Below are 21,020 nucleotides of genomic sequence, written 5' to 3'. Positions count from 1 at the left end.
TGCCAAGCGATGGCTACTGGTTTACAATAGAGTACGATGAACCAAGTACCGGACAACGCAAAGAATTTAAAGCACATTTTACCTTGAAACGATAAAAACTTATGAAATTAAAAAACTATTGTTTAGCAGCATTTATAGCTTTTTTGGCAAATTTTAGCTTTGCCCAAGAAGGGATTCCTATTTATTCGGATTATTTAACAGATAATTATTATCTTATTCATCCGTCTATGGCAGGTGTTGCTAATTGTGCCAAGGTAAGATTAACAGCAAGACAGCAATGGTTTGGTGTAGATGATGCCCCAAGTTTACAAACATTGAGTATGAATGGTAGAATAGGAGAATCTCCTGTAGCTATCGGAGGTGTTCTTTTTAACGACTCTAACGGATACCATTCTACAGTTGGTGGTTATGCTACTTTTGCTTACCACTTAATGTTTTCTAGAAATGAGATTGATCTTAACATGTTATCTTTCGGTTTAAGTGCAGGATTTCTTCAGTATAAGTTAGATGAAACGTCTTGGTTAGCGCCAGGTGAATTTGATCAGGCTGTTGCGGGGATTGAGCAGAGTGCAACAAACTTTAATGTAGACGTAGGGTTCTCTTATCACTTTGTTGATTTTTACGCGCATTTTACAGCCAAGAATATTTTAGATAATGAAGGAATTAACTGGAATGGTATAGATGGTTTTGAATACAAAAATCTAAGAACGTATTTATTCTCTACAGGATATACTTTTAGCCAATACGGAAGCGAGTGGAGCTATGAGCCTTCTATTATGTACATGTACAGAGATGCAACAGCAGAGTCTTCTATAGATATCAATGCTAAGGTTTATAAGGAAATGGATTTCGGTAAGCTTTGGGGTGGATTATCATATAGACGTAGTTTAGATGGTGCTGAGTTTCAAGATGGATCTGGTGTAAGCAGTCAAAAATTACAATACATCACACCTTTTGTCGGTGTCGATTACAATAATTTTGTATTTGCATATACTTATTCTTATCAAGCCAATACAGTGAATTTTAATTCAGGTGGTTTTCATCAACTGACATTAGGATTTAATTTTAACTGTAGAAGAGAGAAGTACGAGTGTAACTGTCCTGCAGTAAACTAATACATCACTAATTTTATACAAAGAGGCTCAATGAAAATTGAGCTTTTTTTGTTTTATGAAATAGGGAATAATGCTGTGGTCGTCTAAACCTAGAATGGCATCTTTACCTATAAAAGAAAATATCTTCCAAAGTCATAATGCGTTAAAGGCCACTTTCCATACGTGAACACTCCATCTGACCTCGTTAAAGCGGTGATGTGTTGAAAATAAAGGTAGGAATTCACGATTCCTCATTTTAAGAATCCGATTAAAGTATGTAGCTTAGTCTTACAAACCAATAAGCCAGTGAGGAGTTTTAAAATACATTATATCTATAGCCTCTTTCTTTTGATGAGTTATATGGCTTTCGGGCAGCAAAGAACGTTTGAAAAGCCTAAAGAACAACAAGCCATACATAACATAAGAGGTAAGGTATACGAAAAAGATACCAGAGCGCCTTACAAGGATGTAGAAGTCCTGGTGAATGGTAGTGGTTACGTAACTACAGATGCGGATGGAATCTTTCATATAAAGGCCAAAATCGGGGATGAGTTAACCATTAAACATCCGGAGTTTACGACGCTCTATTATACCATAAATTCTGATGAGCGTATTTTTATTGAAGTGGTAGGAACCAAACCATCCCAGAAACTTTCAAAAACCATCACTGAAACTTCTCGGTTTAATCAAAGCCTCGACTCGGCTCGGGCGTATCTTAAAAAAGATGCCGAAAAAAGTATTCAGTTTATCGGTGATGCTTTAAATGTTGATGTTAATAGCAGTCAGATTGCAGAAGCCCATGAGTTGTTAGGTCATATTTATGACTATTGGAAACAATTCGACTTAGCGATTTCGGCCTATAAAGTGAGTCTTCAGAATAATGAAAAAACAGCAGTGAAACTTAAGCTCGCCAAAGCTTTTCTGCGTAATGGAGATTTTAAAACCAGTCTTAAAACGGCGCAAAATATTAATGAAGCAACCTTAAGTCTTGACGAGAAAACACGATGGTTTGAAGGGATTGGTGATGCTTATGTAAAAACAGAAGAGTTTGATTTAGCCATTACAGCATATCAAAAAGGATTAAAGATTGCCCAGCAACAAAATATTATTCCCAAAATCACCGATTTAAATTCTAAAATCGCTGAAGTCTACAGCCAACAAGGCGAAACAGCTAAAGCCAAAAAATACTTCAGAAATGCTTTAGATCTAGCAAAAAAAGAGAATCCAAAACGGGCCGTAGAAGCGCAGGTTAAAGTCGCGGAATTTAATAGCCTTAATGCCGATTATGATGGTGAAATTGAATTGCGAAAAGAAGCTATTAAAGGGATCGCTGCTATTGAAAAAGATTCTATAATCCACAATGCAAGTGCCATAACCGCCCAAAAACAAAATTATAAAATTGGTAATGCTTACTTGCTGAATAATGATTTTAATAGTGCCATTCCTTACTTAGAAAAAAGTAGAGAGGAAGCTGGAAAGCGAGGTGATTTAGATGTAAAATTAGATGCCACACGAAAGCTCTCTGAAGTTAATGCAAGGTTGGGGAATACGGAAAAGACAATGGCTTATAACGAGGAGTATAAGTCTGTGGTGGATGCCTTATATGCCAAAAAAATTCAAGAAATATCTCAAGCCGCCCGTTTCAGTAGAAGTATTGCAGAACAGCAAAACAGAATTACCTCGCTAGAGAGCGATCGGGCCTTGTCTAAAAGTAAATATGAATTAACCCAAGAACGTAATAAACGCCAAGAGCTCATTATTTATTCTCTGTCGGGAGGATTAATTCTACTTCTTATTATGGGTTACCTGATGTTTAAATATATCAAGCAACAACGGTTGGCTAATAATCTTTTAGCCTTAAAATCCTTGCGTAGTCAAATGAATCCGCATTTTATTTTTAATGCCTTAAACTCTGTAAATACGTTTATAGCCACCAATGATGAGCGTACAGCTAATAAATATTTAACCGATTTCTCTCAATTAATGCGTTCGGTTTTAGAAAATAGCGAAGAAGATTTTATTCCCTTAAAGAAAGAAATTGAACTTCTAAGCTTGTACATCAAGTTAGAGCATTTTAGATTTCAAGATAAATTTGATTATGCTATAGAGGTCGATCCGGCTATTGTTATAGATCATTTTCAAATTCCACCAATGTTATTACAGCCTTATATTGAAAATGCCGTTTGGCATGGCTTGCGCTATAAAACCGAAAAAGGATTTTTAAAAATTCATATACAACCCAAGTCCAAAGATGAAATTAGCATTAGCATCACGGATAATGGTATCGGACGGGAGCGCTCTAAAGCCTTAAAAACTGAGAATCAAAAGAAACATAAGTCAAAAGGAATGCATAACATCAAAAAACGTGTGGCCATTCTTAATGAAATGTATAAAGATAAAGTTGATGTCTCTATTAGTGATTTTCAAACGTCAGAAGATGCCGGAACAAAAGTTGTAGTCACTTTAAAAAAAGATTAATGGGTTTAGAGGTCGAAGAATGTGAAAAATTGCACAGCTTGGACTTCAAACATTAAAGAAAAAAGCATGAAATTAAACGCTATTCTAGTAGAAGACGAAGAAAATAGTCGTCTTATTTTAAAGAATTACATTCAAAAATATTGTCCTCATATTTCCATTTTAGGAGAAGCCGCTAATGTAGAAGAGGCCTTGGATTTAATTCGAAATCACGACTTGGATGTCGTATTTTTAGATGTGGAAATGCCTTATGGTAATGCTTTTGATCTGCTCGATAAAGTTGGCGATATTACTTTTGAAACCATATTTGTTACCGCCTATAATCATTATGCTCTTGACGCGCTTAATGCCCATGCCTCCTATTATTTAATGAAACCGATTTCTATAGACGAGTTAATTAAAGCTGTAGATTATGTTACTGAAATTAGAACTAAAGAAACCGCGCTACAAGATCAGGTTTTGGTGCCCAAAGTGCATGCGGTTAACGGAAAAATAACCTTGCCTCAGCAGGATGGTTTTGAAGTTCTAGAAACGGCAGATATTATGTATTGCAAGGCCGATGATAATTATACCGAAATCTATCTGAAGGACAATAAGAAGAAATTGGTCAGTAAAACTTTAAAATATATTGAAGAACGACTGGAAACGTCCAATTTTGTGAGGGTGCATAAAAGTTACCTGGTTAATGTCAATGAAATCGTAAAATACGTTAAGGGCAAAGGAGGTAGTGTGGTACTTAGTAATGGTCAGGAAATTTTGGTCTCTGCCTCTAAAAAATCTAAACTTCTCGCTTATTTTAAATAAGGGCTATCCCTAAACTTCTGCAAGGATTACATTCCGGGTTTGTGGGGTAACGTTGTATTGATTTCAAAATTTATTGGTATACAGTGCTTAAAGGATTGTCCATTATGGTCTACTTATTTAGAAAACTGGTAAAGGGATTTCAGAATTATAGTCTGAATTTTGCCGCATGAAAAAAATATCAAACATCGGCATATTCACGTTGTTATTGGTGAGTAGCTTAACCATCATGGTCGGAACGGTAATAGCACCTTCACTTTCAGGAATTGTTACACATAAAAATTTAAGTTTTTCACCAAGTTGGTTAATTACTTTGCCCTCATTAGGTGTGGTAGTTTTTGCACCTTTAATAGGACGGTTATTAGCACAGTTGGGTGCTATAAAACTCTTAATTTTTGGTCTTATTCCGTATGCTATTTTAGGACTCTTAGGGGCTTTTATTGCCAATGACTACCTGCTTATTTTAGATCGGTTTTTATTAGGGGGCGCTACGGTTGCCGTTCAAGTTGCCGTAACGGCCTGTATTGCTGATTGCTTTATTGGACAAGCTCGTATAAAAATGATTGCATGGCAAGGTATGGCCATTGAATTAGGAGGTGTTGTTTTCCTAGCAATTGGCGGCATTTTAGGGGAATTACATTGGCAGTATCCCTTCTATATTTATCTTTTAGCATTATTGTGTTTAGGACTAGTGGCTAAAACATTACCCCAAGCTAAAACGACTTCTCAAAATAGTGAACAAGAGGTTAAAGGCAAACCGGAGAAACTTAAAGTACGACTAATTTTCTGCGCTTCACTATTAGCAATGATGCTCTTTTTTGTTGGTTTTGTAACCTTACCTTTATACCTACCTAAGGCCTTTGGTTTTACAGAGTCTCAAACTGGTTACCTTATGGCGTTTATCTCTGTAGTCGCTATTTTAACCGCAAGTCAAATGCCTAAAATGGTAAAAACCTTCGGTGATGGAAAAACGGTCACTCTCGGTTTTATGTTTTTTATGTTCGGGTATTTAGTGCTTAGCTTTACCACTAGCGTATGGTTTTTAGGTTTTACAGTACTTTTTATAGGTATTGGATTTGGTTTTACCATTCCCTTGCTTAATCATATGATGTTAGAAGTAAGTACAGCCAAAACTCAAGGAAGAAACCTTGGTTTATTTTCTATGGGTGTTTTTGGTGGGCAATTCTTATCAACCTTTATTAATTATATTTCAAAAGATTACAATTCGATTTACGGTACGGCTGCGGTATTGGCTTTATTATTTGGAATCCTTTTGTTTGCTTTGTTTAAAAACGTATCAAAAGCTTAAATGTATAGGTTTTCTTGTTATTTTTGAGTGCTACTTGAACTCTAATTATGGCAAAGGAACATTGGAAAAATAAAATTCAGATTATAAGATCTTATGAGGGGAAGGGAGCATTACTTTCAGTAAATTCTATGGGTATCTATTTTGAAGGTCTTAACAACTCTGAAATCATTATTCATTTTAAACCTTTAAATGAGGTATTTAATCCCACTGTTTTTAAAAGTCCTTATGGCGTCTTACTCAATTTTGAACGTGAACTCATAGATGAAGATGATATTGAGTACGCCTTAGACGTTATGGCGCTTTTTAATAAGTATCCTACCTTAATTGTTAGTCCGTCTAAAGAGGTGGGACTTTTGCAACAAATTTTCAAGCTTATTACAGAGGAGATGGACCGCGAAGCCGCTTCTTATATTATGCTAAAAACCGTATTAAAAGTTCTGCTGCTGCACCTGATCCGTTTACAGAATACAAACTTTTTAACTCAAGACCTTCAGCAAAAACGCGTTTTTCAGTTTTTAGAGCTTATGGAAACTCATTTTTTACAGGAAACACAAACCCAATTTTATGCTGAAGAAATAGGGGTAAGTACCAAACGCTTAAATCAGATTTTAAAAGATAAATTAAACCTTACCGCTAAGCAAATCATTCAACAACGTCAAATTACAGAAGCCAAACGCCGTTTAATTCGTAGGGATATCTCCACAAAAGAGCTTGCCTTTGTTTTAGGTTTTGGCGCGATAAGTAGTTTTTCTCGCTTTTTTAAGCAGTCTGTTGGGGTGAGTCCTTCAGAATTTAAACGCCTACATTAATAAGATTACTTTTTAAGCCTCTTATGAAGTTGTCATAATAAGCTTATAGGCCAATTGTAGTAAAGCGTCTTTTTCTTTAATGCTCGCCGTTAAGGGTAATTGTGCCAAACCAATAAGACGGCGCATGATCTCAACACCTGTAATTTGGGCTAAACGTGACACATCTATTTTATGTGGGTAATAGGCTTCAATCTTAGATATAAAACTGGCGTCTTTGGTGATTAAAATAGCATGGGCCGCTAAAACGCCAAGATCAAATTCTGGAAATCCTAAAAAGCTAAATTCCGGATCAATAATATACAGAGCGTCTTTATTGGTCATCCAACTGGCCGGATAATAATCGCCATGAATTAAAGTTGTTCCTTCAGATAAATAGGCGTCACCAAGCACCTTAATTTTTTCTTTTAATATAGTATCTGTTTTATACGCTTTAGAAAGCGCTTCCAATCCTGGTTGAATTTCATCTAAAGAAAACCCGTTATTTTCCATAAAAGGAAGTTCAAAAATATGCTGGTAATTCAATTCGCGTAAGGCTCTATTTTTTGGGTAACCTTGAGGCGTCTTAGAGCTATGGATATGGGCTGCAATTTTAACAAGCAGTTCTAACTGTGTATCGTCTATCTTGTGAGCAGCATACAACAAGGTCATATCTTCGCAGGTGCCTAAGTCTTCTAAAATAAGAAGGTGATGCTCTGCATTGTACTTTAAAACCTTCGGGAAATAAGGGTGAAGTTCACTATTATTAGCAATGGTTGTATAAAATTGATATTCGACATCGATACGTTCTATCGGCGCTTTTATGTCCTGATATTTTTGAACAAAAGGACGTGATTGCTTTACTATAAACGAGCGTAAATTAGTTTCAACACGCAAAACCACATTCATATTACCTTCACCAGGTTTTGTAAGCTTGGTAATGGTTTCGGTATGGTCTTCAATAAAATTAAGATCCTCTAAAAATGTTTTAAGTTTGGCTTTTGGGGTTTGTAAATCTATAAACATAAAGCACTTCGGTTATAAGTTGTTTAAAGTATTCCAAAAATCACGTGTCATTTCAGTCGCATCAATTTGCGTATGGATGCCTATGTTGCGCTGTGTATTTTCTGGTGGTGTACGTTTTTTTTCTATGGTAGAGAGTTCAGGGCGGGCTAATGCTTCAATAATAGCCACATCCCACATGGTCCACTGTGTTTTTTCAGGGTCGTCCTTAGTCCACCAACGTTCATAGGTTTCCCAGCGTTGTACTAAGTATTGAGCAACCCCTTCTTTGTGTTTTAATTGACGGTCTACATTTTGCTTTGTAAAAACCAAATGCTGACTGGTGGTAGCGGTCATAACATTAAGATCTAAGGGTTTCGTATTCAGTAAAACCTCGACAGCAATAGGGTCGTTTCCAGAGTTAAACTCTTTTTTATTGTAAGCATTGGTTTCTGGTGTATGCCAAAACCCGAGGTAATGCACTTTAATTTTCGGAATTATTGTTGGGTCTTCTAAAATGGCCGAAGCAATATTGGTACACGACCCTAAAATAACAAGATGCAACTTCTCTCCCGCAGGCATACTATGGGCGGTTTTAATAATAAATTGAGAAGCTTCAGAACTCACCGGTTTGCCATATTCAACTAAAGGCTTGTTACTGCCTATAGGAAGTGAAACGTTGGTGACATCCATAAGCTCTAATAGCGTTTCATTGATGGCTTGGCTTTCTTTAACGGTTTGTGCTGATGCCAAGGGTGAGGTATGAAATTGTGCTGAAGAGATGGCAATTAAATTAAATTTGGGCTCTAAAATAGCTCTCACAATAGCATATAAATCATCAATTTCATTAGCGGTATCAGCATCAATAATAAGGTTTAATTTGTTATCAGCTTCTTGAGCTTTTAAACAGAAAGGAGCGCTTATTAAGGTGGCTATAAAAAAGAATAATGTAAGGCGTTTTGAGTTTAATAGTGTCATTTTATCAATTTAGCAGCGTTTATAAATCCTTAAATTTTAAATAAGAGTATCGACGCTTGAAGGTATAGGTCGTAAAATTCTTAATTTATTACGACTTGTAAGGCGATTAATTAAAAAGACTTAACTTTTTTTGTTCTAATTTTTAAAATTTAGAGCTGTGTGGTTACTAATGTCATATGACGAATAGAAGGCTTCAAGGTGAAAAAGTTTAAACACTACCATTTTTTAAGGAGTTTTATCGAGAACAAGATCTAATGAGGGCTTTATGAAAATTTAATAGATCAGCGGCACTTTCAGCATGCGAAGAATATTTTAAAGAAAACACAGAAAATATCTCATAAATGTCTTTTTTATGCTGACCAGTGCTGTGAAGTTCAAAGGCGGTGTTTTCAAACAAATCATCTAATTGATGTTTTCTAACACTTGCTTTAATGCTGTTTTTTAAAATTGAATTGGAACAGGAAATCGAATAACGATGCTTTTTAAATTGTAAAAAGCGGCTAAGGTGATCTACAGTCTTTATTTTAAACTTAACTTGTTTAGGATGCTGTTTAAGATGAATTTTGAATGTAGCAGTATCCGAATTCCCATAATCGTAGACAATAGTTATTCTATGTTGCTGGTAAGGAATCGCTAAGCTGTATTTTGAAATATGAATTAGACTTCCTGAAGGACCATTAACTTTGGTGGGCTCATGTTTAAAAATGCCTTGATGTTCGGCGCAAATGCGTTTTAATTCTATTTCAGGATCCATTGTTTTGAATAAGGAAAAAGTACTAGTATGTATTCATCATAAAGCTAACGAAATTTGTAAAGTTTTTAATCTCCAATTCTTTTTAAACTTCTAAAGTTTAATTGGCCCATATGTCTCAAATACCATTTAATATATATGAGTTTAAGTCGAGTAAAAGACTTGTTATTATTCAAGGGGTTTATAAATGGTATAGTTCTTATTTTTTAGGTCTAATAAATGGATGATTGTACTCTTTTTTGCTCAGTATACGTTATTGTAATTAGACATTTTTAATTGTTATGCTTATTTTAATTAGGTTTAGTTCAATGTTTTAGTGTGGTTATAGAGGTTGTAAGCTCAACGTGATAAAAATAATTTCAAAAATAAAAATAAAAAGTACAACGTATTGAAAAAAAATATACATTTGTTTTGAAATTGGTGCTGATCAAAAGCGATTATAAACCCAATTTTAGCTGAACAATTGAAACATGTTTTTATGTTCGGGCGCTTGAAAATTAGGAAGTCATATTCAAGAGCCGCTTATAGATTAAGTAACCGAATTTTAGAGCTAACTTCCGCTTCTGCGATTGCTGCTAGCCAGCATATTTATGGTTTTGTACCCACGACACAAAGCCAAATTCAGGTATGATATAACGTAACCTTAACATAGTTTACGCTTATATTTTTTATTTTATACTTGAATTTTTTTAATCGACAACATGAACAATAAATACATTGATCTCATCGATCAATCCTTTCACTTTCCTCAAGACGAATTTAAACTTGAGGACAAAACCTTGCATTTCCATGATTTAGACCTTATGAAACTGGTTGAAGATTATGGAGTACCTTTAAAGTTTACTTATTTACCACAAATTTCTAATAATATACAGCGCGCCAAAAAGTGGTTTGCCGATGCGTTTGAAAAACACCAATATAAAGGGCAGTACAATTATTGTTATTGTACTAAAAGCTCGCACTTTAAACATGTTTTAGATGAGGCTTTATCTAATGATATTCATATCGAAACCTCTTCGGCTTTTGATATTGATATTGTTAAAACGCTTAAGAAAGCGGGTAAAATCACCAATAAAACTTATGTGTTGAGCAACGGATTTAAACGCGACCAGTACATTAGTAATATTGCTGATCTTATAAATGAGGGACATGAAAACTGCATTCCTATTATCGATAATTATGAAGAGATCGATTTATTATCTGAGGCAATAGAAGGCAAATTTAAAGTTGGAATCCGAATTGCTTCTGAAGAAGAACCAAAATTTGAGTTTTATACATCGCGTTTAGGGATTGGCTATAAAAATATTGTACCCTTTTATAAAAATCAAATTCAGAATAATAAGAAGGTAGCCCTAAAAATGCTTCATTTCTTTATTAATACGGGGATAAGAGATAATGCGTATTACTGGAATGAATTGCACAAATGTTTAAAGGTCTATACGGCTTTAAAGAAAATTTGTCCAAGCTTAGATAGCCTAAATATTGGTGGCGGATTTCCCATAAAAAATTCTCTAGCCTTTGATTTTGACTATGCTTATATGGTTGATGAAATCGTAAACCAAATCAATTTGGTTTGTGAAGAAGAAGGTGTTGAGGTGCCAAACATTTTTACAGAATTTGGAAGCTTTACGGTTGGCGAAAGTGGTGGTGCGGTTTACAAAATTTTGTACCAAAAACAACAAAATGATCGCGAGAAGTGGAACATGATCAACTCCTCGTTTATCACTACCTTACCCGATACTTGGGCGATTAATAAACGCTTTATCATGTTACCTATTAACCGCTGGAACGATAGTTATGAGCGTGTGCTTTTAGGAGGATTGACCTGTGATAGTGATGATTATTACAACAGTGAGCAGCACGTTAACGCTATTTATTTGCCAAAATATAACAAAGATAAACCCTTGTATATCGGCTTTTTTAATACGGGTGCCTACCAAGAAAGTATTGGAGGTTTTGGAGGATTACAACACTGTTTAATTCCAACACCAAAGCATATTTTAATTCAAAAGGATGCCGATGGAAACTTACATACCGAGGTGTTTGCAGAGCAACAAAAAAGCGAAAACTTATTAGGGCTTTTAGGTTACCATCAAGAAAATGAAAAGAGTTCTAAAGCCAAGGAACTTTTGAATCAAGAATTTTAAATACATAGAAAAGCTCACGAATTTAAAAGGTCCCCTAAAGGGAATTAAGAGTGTTTTTTCAATTAAATGATAACTTAAATAAGATTTCTGCTGCCGCAGAAAAAGATTATGAAAACAATAACTTACGCTGGTATTCCAGAAGATTTAGCAAAATTAGAAACGGCTAAAATTGTACTTATTCCAGTACCTTATGATGGTACAAGCACATGGCAAAAAGGAGCCGATAAAGGGCCTAAAGCTTTTTTAGAAGCTTCAGAAAACATGGAACTTTATGATATTGAAACCGATTCTGAAGTGTACCAACAAGGCATTTATTTAGCCGAGGCTGTGACAGAAAACAGTTCGCCAGAAGCTATGGTAGAAGCGGTACACCAAAGAACTAAGAAATTTATAAAAAAGAATAAATTCGTTACCGTTTTTGGAGGGGAACATTCCGTATCTATTGGTACCATTAGAGCCTTTAATGAAATGTTTAATGACCTTACGGTATTGCATATAGATGCCCATGCCGATCTGCGCGAAAGCTATGAAGGTTCTACCTGCAATCATGCCTGTGCGGTTTATGAAGCAAGCCAAACGACCAACCTTATTCAGGTAGGAATCCGTTCTATGGATAGTATTGAGAAAACGGTGATGGATAAGGAGAAAACTTATTTTGCTCATGACATGGTTATGGAGGATAGTTGGATGGATGCGGCTATAGATCAAATGACAGATAATGTATTTATTACTTTCGATTTGGATGCTTTTGATCCTTCCATTATGCCAAGTACAGGAACACCAGAGCCAGGAGGCTTGTTGTATTACGAAACCTTAGAATTCCTAAAATTGGTGTTTAAAGAGAAAAATGTTGTCGGATTTGATATCGTAGAATTATGCCCAAATGAACAGGAAAAGTCCTCAGACTTTTTAGCTGCCAAACTCTATTACAAAATGTTGAGTTATAAATTTCAAAATGAGAATATCGAAGATAATTTTGAAAGTAACTTCAACGATACAACCCAAGCCGGAAACAAAAAATCTAAATTCAACACAGAAGATGACTACTAATAAAGGAGAAATTTCAAAATTCATAGAAAAATATTATTTACACTTTAATGCAGCGGCCTTAGTGGATGCGGCTAAAGGTTATGAAGCCCAACTAAATTCGGGAGCCAAGATGTTGGTGTCTTTAGCCGGTGCCATGAGTACGGCGGAATTGGGAAAGATTTTTGCTGAAATGATCCGTCAAGATAAAGTGCAAATCGTATCCTGTACAGGAGCCAATTTAGAAGAAGATATTATGAATTTGGTAGCACACTCTCACTATAAGCGTGTGCCTAATTATAGAGATTTAACCCCTCAAGAAGAATGGGAGTTGTTAGAAAAAGGCCTGAACCGTGTTACAGATACCTGTATTCCAGAGGAAGAGGCGTTCAGAAGAATTCAAGAACATATCGTAAAAATTTGGAAAGATGCCGAGGCCAAAGGCGAACGCTATTTACCACATGAATACATGTACAAATTATTATTATCTGGGGTTTTAGAAGAGCATTATGAGATTGATCTCAAGGATTCATGGATGTATGCCGCAGCGGAAAAAAATCTACCTATTGTTTGTCCAGGATGGGAAGATAGTACCATGGGAAATATTTTTGCAAGCTACGTCCTTAAAGGTGAATTGAAGGCGAGTACGGTAAAATCGGGGATAGAATACATGACCTTTTTGGCGGATTGGTATACGGATCATTCTGAAAATGGTATTGGGTTCTTTCAAATAGGAGGTGGAATTGCAGGAGATTTTCCTATTTGTGTTGTGCCAATGTTGTACCAAGATATGGAACGTACCGAAACCCCATTTTGGAGTTATTTCTGCCAGATTAGTGATAGTACCACCAGTTACGGGTCCTACTCAGGGGCTGTTCCAAATGAAAAAATAACTTGGGGCAAACTTGATATTAATACCCCTAAATTTATTATTGAAAGTGATGCGACTATCGTGGCGCCTTTAATATTTGCTTATCTCTTAGAGATGTAATGGAAGATCATAAAATTGATAATATTACCTTAAGTTTTCTAACGGTGGACGATTTTGAAGAATTGAAATCGGCCACCCTAGAAGCCTATGATGGGGTGTTAAATTCTTATTGGAAAAAAGAACATATTGCACGTTTAACGTCTATATTTTCTGAAGGTCAAGTGGTAATCCGTATCGATGGGCAATTGGCGGGTTGTGCATTATCCTTAATTGTAGATTACGATAAAATTGACGATAACCATACCTATGCCGATATTATTGAAGGCGATAAGTTTAAGAATCACGATCCTCATGGCGATGTGCTTTATGGTATTGATGTGTTTATAAAACCAGAATTTAGAGGCCTTAGATTAGGACGTCGTCTTTATGATTACCGAAAAGAATTGTGTGAAAACTTAAACCTTAAAGGTATTGTTTTTGGAGGGAGGATCCCTAATTACCATAAGTATAAGGCACAGTATTCCCCTAAAGAATACCTACAGAAGGTAAAGCATAAGGAAATTCATGATCCGGTATTAAACTTTCAAACCTCAAACGATTTTCATCCTATAAGAATTATTAAAGGCTACTTAGAAGGGGATACGGCTTCGAGCGAGTATGCGGTGTTGATGGAATGGGATAATATCTATTATACCAAACCTAATAAAAAGGCGAGCAGTGTAAAAACGGTGGTACGTTTAGGGTTGATTCAATGGCAAATGCGACCTTATAAGACTTTAGAAGATTTGATGCAGCAGGTAGAATATTTTGTGGATAGTGTGTCTGCTTACCGTTCAGATTTTGCAGTGTTTCCGGAGTTTTTTAATGCGCCATTAATGGCAAAGTACAATCATTTGCACGAGCCACAAGCCATTAGAGAACTAGCGCGTTATACCCAAACCATTGTAGAGAAAATGCAGCAGTTGTCTATTTCTTATAATATTAATATTATTACAGGAAGTATGCCCGAGCTGGTAGATGATGTACTTTATAATGTAGGGTATTTATGCCGTCGTGATGGAAGTTTAGAACGTTACGAAAAAATACATGTCACTCCAGATGAAGCTAAAGTATGGGGCATGCAACGCGGCCATCAATTAAAAACTTTTGAAACTGATGCTGGTAAAATAGGCGTTTTAATTTGCTACGATTCGGAGTTTCCTGAGTTGTCTAGATTATTGGCAGATGAAGGGATGGATATTTTGTTTGTGCCCTTTTTAACCGATACGCAAAATGGCTATTCGCGTGTGCGCCTTTGTGCTCAAGCCCGTGCCATAGAAAATGAATGTTATGTCGCTATAGCTGGAAGTGTAGGAAATTTGCCTAATGTGAGCAATATGGATATACAATATGCACAGTCTGCGGTGTTTACGCCATGTGATTTTGCCTTTCCGAGTCATGGGATTAAAGCCGAAACAACGGCGAATACTGAAATGATTTTAGTGGCCGATGTAGACCTAGGTCTATTAAGGGAGTTGCATGCTTTTGGTGCCGTAAAGAATTTAAAAGATCGTAGAAAAGATGTTTACGATGTTATACGAGTAAGTAAATAAGTATTATATTTAAAAAAAAATTAGCTTTAGAAATAATATTAGATAATGAAACCAAAAGACGCACATTTAAAACGAGTTATAGTTGATTTCAAAAAATTGACCCCTGAAATTTTAGCCCTTCTGGTCGAAAAATATCCTGATGGGTACGATGATGACAACGTGATTTCGTTTAAAAATGCAAAAAATGAAATTGTTGATGCCGTAGAGGTGACTACTGAAGATACTAAGTATTTAGTAAAAGTCAGTACGAAGCTAGAGCAAACGATGGAGAATTATGACGAAGAAGATTATGAAGATTTCGAAGATGATGATCCTAATGCGGTTGTAGATCCGGAATTAGAACCTGGAGCTGAAGACGAAGATTTTTCTTAAGAAGCGTCTTAACATAGACCTTATTTTTTACACAATTATAGAAACTCAGTGCTACTTTTTTTAATTAAAGGGTTAAGCTGAGTTTTTTTTACCAAACATTCTGGGGCAAACCTGGAATTTTTATTTAACTTTTAAAATACCTATCCTTATAACCTTAAAACGATAACACTTCAAAATACACGTTCACATTCCGATCCACAGACATTAAACCCTAGCGGTTGTAATCTAAAAGCATTTGGGCTTGAGGTGGCAAAATCCCAAAACCTTAAACTAAAATTAATTATAGCTGATTAATTTCAGCTTAAAAATACAATCTCATGAACGTATTAAAATTCAGTATTATAGTGTTATTCCTAGCGACGTTACCAATTAACGCCTTGAACGCTAACCCATGTCAAAACACCAAAGTGATTACTTCCGAAGGGGTTTATGATGGTTATGATGTTAATGATGGCTATGCCTTTGTTATAGCAGAAGACCTAAATGATGATGAGGATACCACTATAATTTACTTTTCAGATTTGAAGGAAGGGCTTTTGAAAACGCTTAATTTAAAATCTAAGGAATGGGTTGGTAAACGGTTTGAAATCACTTATGAAGTTACAACCTATGAAGAAATTGATGAAAATGGAGACGCTGAAATCTATGAGGATTATAAAATTGTAGCACTAAAACACATAAAATAAACGTGTCTTAATCTACTAATAATGTTGAGAAACTGCCGGGAAACTGGCAGTTTTTTTTAGCGCCACTTCCCAAATAAAGACCGCAAAGACAACAGCATATTCTAAACCAACAACCCATAAATTTTCTGAATTAGAAGGGTTAGCATAGGCTAAATAACTTAAGATAATAACGAAAGACCATACCAATGGAAACTTATAATTGGTAAAAACAGAAAAGAGCACAAGGGTCGCAATATACCAAGGATGCACCGTGGTACTTAAAAATAAATAGCAAGTAAATACTAATAGCATTGAAGTGATCAGTTTAGATAAAGTATTGTTTTGTTTAAACAATGAAAACCCAAAAATTATAAAGACCGAAATTATAGGTAGAATTTTACCAATAATAGCAATTTCATTATAGCCCGTTATACTGTAGCCTATTGCTCTTAAGAGATAATAAATACTTGCGTTAAATTCAAAATTTCCAAACCAAAGCCCAACTGTTTTAGAGTAATTGTTCACAAATTCCATAGAAAAAAAAGGAAGGAATAGGAGGAGTATAGTTATTCCGATTATAACATAAAATACAATTAGCTTACGATAGGATATTTGTGATGTTTTTGTTGTTTTAAAGAATTTAAAAAATAGAGGTAATAACATTAATGGAATTAACTTCACTGAAATTGAACATGCAAAAATGATGGCGGCCCATTTCCATTTACCTGAGTATAAAAGGTACAGTGCCCAAATGAGGAAGAAAATCATTACACCTTCAAAGTGAAGATTACCAGTTAATTCTATAATAATAAAAGGATTTAAAATATACCAGAAAATTCTATTTGAAGGTAGTTTTAAACGTTTCAAGAGTTTCTTTCCAAAATAAAGCGTACCAATATCTGCAGCAATAATTATAAGTCGCATTGATATGATAGAGCCTAAAATACTATGACTAGAAAATAAAGCAGCAATTGTGAAACAGAGTTGATTTATTGGTGGATAGTTGGTATAATGAGAAGAGCTTAATTCGCCCATTCCATTATATAATTCTTGTGCTTGATTAATAGGAAATATGTCGTTGTTAATAAAAGAATCTGGAGTGTATAAATAAGGGTTAAAACCTCCAAATATCATTCGTCCATCCCAAATAAAACGGTAAAAATCTTGTGATAGATTTGGGATTGAAAAAATAAAAACAATCCGAAATATAACTGCTGTGTATGTTAAAAGTTTAAGGTTTGTTTTATTAAAATCTACTAATTTGTAAAACAGAAAAAATTGAGCAGCATATAAGGCGACTATTTTGTAGTATTCTGTTCTTGCTGTGTAATAGGCAAAAATAAAATAGAGGATTAAGCTTGTAACAACTAACAAAATTGAGGACTTTTTTAATTTTGAAAATAAGGTGATGTCTAGCATAAATCAAATATAAATATTATTTGCGGGGTTTGGTTAATTGCTAAATTTGTAGTGAGGTGTCTAAGACTCTTTTTTAATGCAGAGCTTACAATAACTCAGTTATTTATCTAAATATTCTTTTTGTACGACAGCTCTTCCTGTTAATAATCTAAGTGTAATAAGTTAATCTTTACTACTTTTGAGGAACTAAAAATAACAGATAATATGAGGAATATATTTTATTTTGCTGCTTTTTTAATTGTACTAAGTTCATGTAAAGATGCTGGTCAATCTAAAACAGAATCAGTTGTGAATACACAAAAAGATACAACAACAAGAACATTAAAAGTAAATGAAGTTATAAGTTTTAAAGGGCAACAGGTTACAGGAGTTTCGGTTGCTAATGATGGTCGTGTTTTTGTGAATTTTCCAAGATGGAGAGAAGGAGTTAAAAATTCGGTAGTTGAAGTTAATAAGAATAAAGAAGAGGTAAGCTTTCCTAATGCAGAATGGAATTCGTGGAAAATTGGAGACGAAGTCCTTGAAGATAAGTTTGTAGGTGTACAATCTGTTGTCGCTTTTGAAGATAAACTATATGTTTTAGATACAAGAAGTCAGTTGTTTCAAAATGTATTAGATGCACCTCGTGTTTTTGTATTTAATTTAGTTGATAACACTTTAAGTAAAGTATATAAGCTTTCTGAAGGGAGTTACCATCCAGATTCTTATATAAATGATCTTCGCGTAGATAAGAAAAAGAATAAAATCTATTTTACAGATTCTGGTCATGCCGGATTAGTAATCTTAGATATGAACTCTGAAGTATCTAAAAGAGTTTTAGATAATCATAAATCTACAAGTGCCGAAGCTTCCTATTTAACCTTTGGTGATAAAAAATGGGAAAGAGCAATTAACTCTGATGGTATTGCTTTAGATACAGAAAATGATATACTGTATTACCATGCACTTACTGGTTATAGTTTGTATGCTATTCCTACGAGTGCTTTTGATCTTGAAGATGAAACTCAGATAGAAAATCAAGTTGAGTTTATAGCAAAAACAGCTGCTCCAGATGGAATGATTTTAGATGCTAGCGGTAATTTGTATTATGCAGATTTAGAGCATAACAAAATACAATTTAGACAAGCTGATGGAAATATTTCGACTCTATTAGAAGGTGATAAGGTAAAATGGGCAGATACGTTTAGTATATATAATAACGAACTATATTTTACAAACTCTAGGATTAATGAGATTTCAGGAGATATTTCTGAAATGGAATTTACCTTAAACAAAGTTGCATTGCCAAATAAATAACTGTTGAGAGCAATATAACACTAAATTAAAGCAAAAAAATCCGTAAAATCTTTATAGTTAAAGACTTTACGGATTTTTTATGTTTAAATGTTATTTAAACCTTAGAAGATAATGATTTAAAGAATACATAACCAAAACCAATGAATAACATAAGGTGAAAAGGAAATAATCCGAAATCTCCACCTTGGTCGCCTACTATAAAAGCACTATACATTCCAAATGCAAAATACAGCATAAGCATACCTTCAATAATAACATGAGGTGAAACCTTTTTCATAATGTATTTGTTGCCTTTCCAGGAGTCTCTTATCGTACTGATATTAAACTTTGGAGTTCTTACAAATTCACTACGTTTTCCAATATGACCTTCAATAACTGCAATAGAATTATGAAGAGAGAAGCCCATGGCTATTGAGAAAAAGGTAAAGAACATCCCCACATAGTTGAAGAATTTCTTAAAACCACTTCCATAGATATTTCGGTACATAAACCAATAACATACAAAGAAGATGATGGTGCTCGTTACAAAGAAACTCATAATATAAAAGTAGTTTCTAAGGTGAGCGTATTCGTTTTTAATATAAAGCATTGGGATGCTTAAAATAGCTACCGTAAAGATACTTAAGAACATGGTACTGTTTAAAAGGTGCAATAAACCATGAACTTTAGTTTTTGTAGAGATATTGTCTGACTTTAAAACGCGCCATAACATTTTTCGAAAGTTTTCTGCCCCTCCTTTATTCCAACGGAATTGTTGAGAACGTGCAGCACTTATAACGACTGGTAATTCAGCAGGCGTTTCTACGTCTTCTAAGTATTTGAATTCCCAGTTTTTTAATTGAGCACGGTAACTTAAATCTAAATCTTCAGTAAGGGTATCACCTTCCCAATTTCCTGCGTCTATAATACAGGCTTTTCTCCATACTCCAGCGGTTCCGTTAAAGTTAATGAAGTGTCCTTTACTATTTCGACCTACTTGCTCTAAAGTAAAATGCGCATCTAAGGCAAAGGCTTGAATTTTTGTTAATAACGAATAGTTTCTGTTAATATGTCCCCATCTTGTTTGAACAACGCCTATTTTTTCATTCTTAAAATAAGGAATGGTACGCATTAACCAATTAGGTTTCGGTAAGAAATCGGCATCAAAAATGGCAATATATTCACCTTTAGCAACCTTTAAACCTTCTTTAAGAGCTCCAGCTTTAAAACCACTTCTATCCGTTCTTGTAATATGTGTAATATCTAACCCCGTTTTGGCCAACTGCTCTACATGAGCTTTAGTTGTCGCTACGGTTTCATCGGTAGAGTCATCCAACACCTGAATCTCTAATTTATCCTTAGGATACTCTAGTAATGCAATATTATCGAGCAAACGCTCCATAACATACATTTCATTGTATACAGGAAGTTGAATGGTAACAAATGGAATCTCTTCAGTATTTGAAAAGTTAAATTTGTCACAAGTTTCTCTTTTCTTTTTTGAAGAAAGATAATTGTAGAGTAAATTTAACTGTGCTAAGGCATACATAAAAATAAGCACTATAGCCACAGTGTAAATAACGATGATGGTGTATTGAAGGTAAATCACTTAAAACTGTATTTAAAAATCCATGTCAAGATTTTTATGCCTGCAAAGATAGCACCTTTTATCGTTCCTGAAACTTTTGAGACACCTATTCTGTTTCTATAATTTACAGGGATTTCTTTATAGCTAATTTTTCGCTTCAGTACTTTAAGTTGCATCTCTACCGTCCACCCATAAGTTTTGTCTTCCATGTTTAAGTCTAGAAGTGTGCTGTATTTAATGGCTCTAAAGGGACCTAAATCGGTAAATGTAGATCTAAAGAATAAACGCATAAGGCTTGTTGCTAGCCAGTTGCCAAAAATTTGTGGCGTCGTCATTGAACCATCCTCACGTAAGGCTTTCACTCTAGCGCCCACCACAAAATCGATGTTTTGGTCAATAATAGGTTGTACAAGTTTTGTTAATTCCTCCGGATAATCACTATAATCACCATCTAAAAACACAACAATGTCTGTTGTATTTTTTTGTTTAGAAATATAATCCATACCCTTTAAGCAGGCAAAACCATAACCTTTTCTCTTTTCAACCAGCACTGTTGCCCCAGCATTTTTAGCGTTAATCTCGGTATTATCGGTAGAATTATTACTCACAACAATAACTTCATCAACGATAGAAGGGATATCTTTTATAACTAAAGGAATAGACGCCTCCTCGTTGTAGGCAGGAATAATAACTTTTATTTTGGGCATTTTATCTTATTGTGTGGCAAATGTACAATATTTGAGAATTTAATTTTAAGAAATCTTTTTACTCAATAAACACTTGATTTTATTGCGATAACCTCAAGCTTGT

Annotated in this window: 18 protein-coding genes; 12 read left to right on the top strand and 6 right to left on the bottom strand. The window is 34.7% G+C overall.

Translation table 11 applies throughout. The features are described 5' to 3' along the window. The first annotated feature begins 101 nt into the window (after nt 1–101). From DFQ08_RS14685 to DFQ08_RS14665, 5 genes are all read left to right on the top strand, one after another. Nucleotides 102–1,115: a PorP/SprF family type IX secretion system membrane protein gene (locus DFQ08_RS14685; RefSeq protein WP_114310789.1), complete on the top strand. Its 1,014-nt coding sequence runs from the start codon at nt 102–104 to the stop codon at nt 1,113–1,115. Nucleotides 1,116–1,445: 330 nt separating this feature from the next. Next, a complete protein-coding gene (locus DFQ08_RS14680; protein ID WP_245935449.1) occupies nt 1,446–3,572 on the top strand; it encodes a tetratricopeptide repeat-containing sensor histidine kinase in 2,127 nt (708 codons plus the stop codon). 66 nt (nt 3,573–3,638) lie between these two features. Beyond that, nucleotides 3,639–4,373: a LytR/AlgR family response regulator transcription factor gene (locus DFQ08_RS14675; protein ID WP_114310807.1), complete on the top strand. Its 735-nt coding sequence runs from the start codon at nt 3,639–3,641 to the stop codon at nt 4,371–4,373. 166 nt (nt 4,374–4,539) lie between these two features. Beyond that, on the top strand, nt 4,540–5,679 hold the full coding sequence (locus DFQ08_RS14670; protein WP_114310787.1) for an MFS transporter: 1,140 nt from the start codon (nt 4,540–4,542) through the stop codon (nt 5,677–5,679). Between the two features lie 47 nt (nt 5,680–5,726). Further along, a complete protein-coding gene (locus DFQ08_RS14665; protein ID WP_114310786.1) occupies nt 5,727–6,488 on the top strand; it encodes a helix-turn-helix domain-containing protein in 762 nt (253 codons plus the stop codon). A gap of 21 nt (nt 6,489–6,509) precedes the next feature. Here the strand turns inward: DFQ08_RS14665 and DFQ08_RS14660 are convergent, their stop codons facing one another. From DFQ08_RS14660 to DFQ08_RS14650, 3 genes are all read right to left on the bottom strand, one after another. Then, nucleotides 6,510–7,490, bottom strand: coding sequence for a phosphotransferase (locus DFQ08_RS14660; protein ID WP_114310785.1), 981 nt, complete (start codon nt 7,488–7,490; stop codon nt 6,510–6,512). Between the two features lie 12 nt (nt 7,491–7,502). After that, the gene (locus DFQ08_RS14655) at nt 7,503–8,444 is read right to left on the bottom strand and encodes a nucleoside hydrolase (protein WP_114310784.1); all 942 of its coding nucleotides are present in this window, start codon (nt 8,442–8,444) and stop codon (nt 7,503–7,505) included. A gap of 235 nt (nt 8,445–8,679) precedes the next feature. Then, a complete protein-coding gene (locus tag DFQ08_RS14650) occupies nt 8,680–9,198 on the bottom strand; it encodes a hypothetical protein (RefSeq protein ID WP_114310783.1) in 519 nt (172 codons plus the stop codon). Between the two features lie 698 nt (nt 9,199–9,896). Between DFQ08_RS14650 and DFQ08_RS14645 the strand changes: the two genes are divergently transcribed. From DFQ08_RS14645 to DFQ08_RS14620, 6 genes are all read left to right on the top strand, one after another. After that, nucleotides 9,897–11,342, top strand: a complete 1,446-nt coding sequence (locus DFQ08_RS14645) for a type III PLP-dependent enzyme domain-containing protein (protein ID WP_114310782.1) — start codon at nt 9,897–9,899, stop codon at nt 11,340–11,342. Nucleotides 11,343–11,450: 108 nt separating this feature from the next. Continuing rightward, the gene (gene speB / locus DFQ08_RS14640) at nt 11,451–12,392 is read left to right on the top strand and encodes an agmatinase (protein ID WP_114310781.1); all 942 of its coding nucleotides are present in this window, start codon (nt 11,451–11,453) and stop codon (nt 12,390–12,392) included. Continuing rightward, nucleotides 12,382–13,359, top strand: a complete 978-nt coding sequence (locus DFQ08_RS14635; protein ID WP_114310780.1) for a deoxyhypusine synthase family protein — start codon at nt 12,382–12,384, stop codon at nt 13,357–13,359. Before speB ends, DFQ08_RS14635 begins: the two co-directional genes overlap by 11 nt. Beyond that, nucleotides 13,359–14,891 (top strand): carbon-nitrogen hydrolase family protein, encoded by a 1,533-nt coding sequence (locus tag DFQ08_RS14630; protein ID WP_114310779.1) that lies wholly within the window; start codon nt 13,359–13,361, stop codon nt 14,889–14,891. Before DFQ08_RS14635 ends, DFQ08_RS14630 begins: the two co-directional genes overlap by 1 nt. 45 nt (nt 14,892–14,936) lie before the next feature. Further along, complete coding sequence (locus tag DFQ08_RS14625; RefSeq protein ID WP_114310778.1) at nt 14,937–15,263, top strand: hypothetical protein; 327 nt, start codon at nt 14,937–14,939, stop codon at nt 15,261–15,263. 317 nt (nt 15,264–15,580) lie between these two features. Next, nucleotides 15,581–15,949, top strand: coding sequence for a hypothetical protein (locus DFQ08_RS14620; RefSeq protein WP_114310777.1), 369 nt, complete (start codon nt 15,581–15,583; stop codon nt 15,947–15,949). 15 nt (nt 15,950–15,964) lie between these two features. Here DFQ08_RS14620 and DFQ08_RS14615 read toward each other — a convergent pair whose 3' ends face one another. Next, nucleotides 15,965–17,347, bottom strand: coding sequence for a mannosyltransferase (locus tag DFQ08_RS14615; protein WP_114310776.1), 1,383 nt, complete (start codon nt 17,345–17,347; stop codon nt 15,965–15,967). Between the two features lie 204 nt (nt 17,348–17,551). On the opposite strand from DFQ08_RS14615, the gene DFQ08_RS14610 reads away from it, so the two are divergent. After that, nucleotides 17,552–18,643: an SMP-30/gluconolactonase/LRE family protein gene (locus DFQ08_RS14610; RefSeq protein WP_114310775.1), complete on the top strand. Its 1,092-nt coding sequence runs from the start codon at nt 17,552–17,554 to the stop codon at nt 18,641–18,643. Nucleotides 18,644–18,737: 94 nt separating this feature from the next. Here DFQ08_RS14610 and DFQ08_RS14605 read toward each other — a convergent pair whose 3' ends face one another. Then, nucleotides 18,738–20,171, bottom strand: a complete 1,434-nt coding sequence (locus DFQ08_RS14605; RefSeq protein WP_394347190.1) for a cellulose synthase family protein — start codon at nt 20,169–20,171, stop codon at nt 18,738–18,740. A 56-nt stretch (nt 20,172–20,227) separates the two neighbouring features. Further along, nucleotides 20,228–20,917 (bottom strand): glycosyltransferase family 2 protein, encoded by a 690-nt coding sequence (locus DFQ08_RS14600; protein WP_114310774.1) that lies wholly within the window; start codon nt 20,915–20,917, stop codon nt 20,228–20,230. Nucleotides 20,918–21,020 lie beyond the last annotated feature (103 nt).

This window comes from Winogradskyella arenosi (genome assembly GCF_003337305.1).
Classification (GTDB): domain Bacteria; phylum Bacteroidota; class Bacteroidia; order Flavobacteriales; family Flavobacteriaceae; genus Winogradskyella; species Winogradskyella arenosi.
This window is presented reverse-complemented; position numbering and strand designations above follow the sequence as displayed.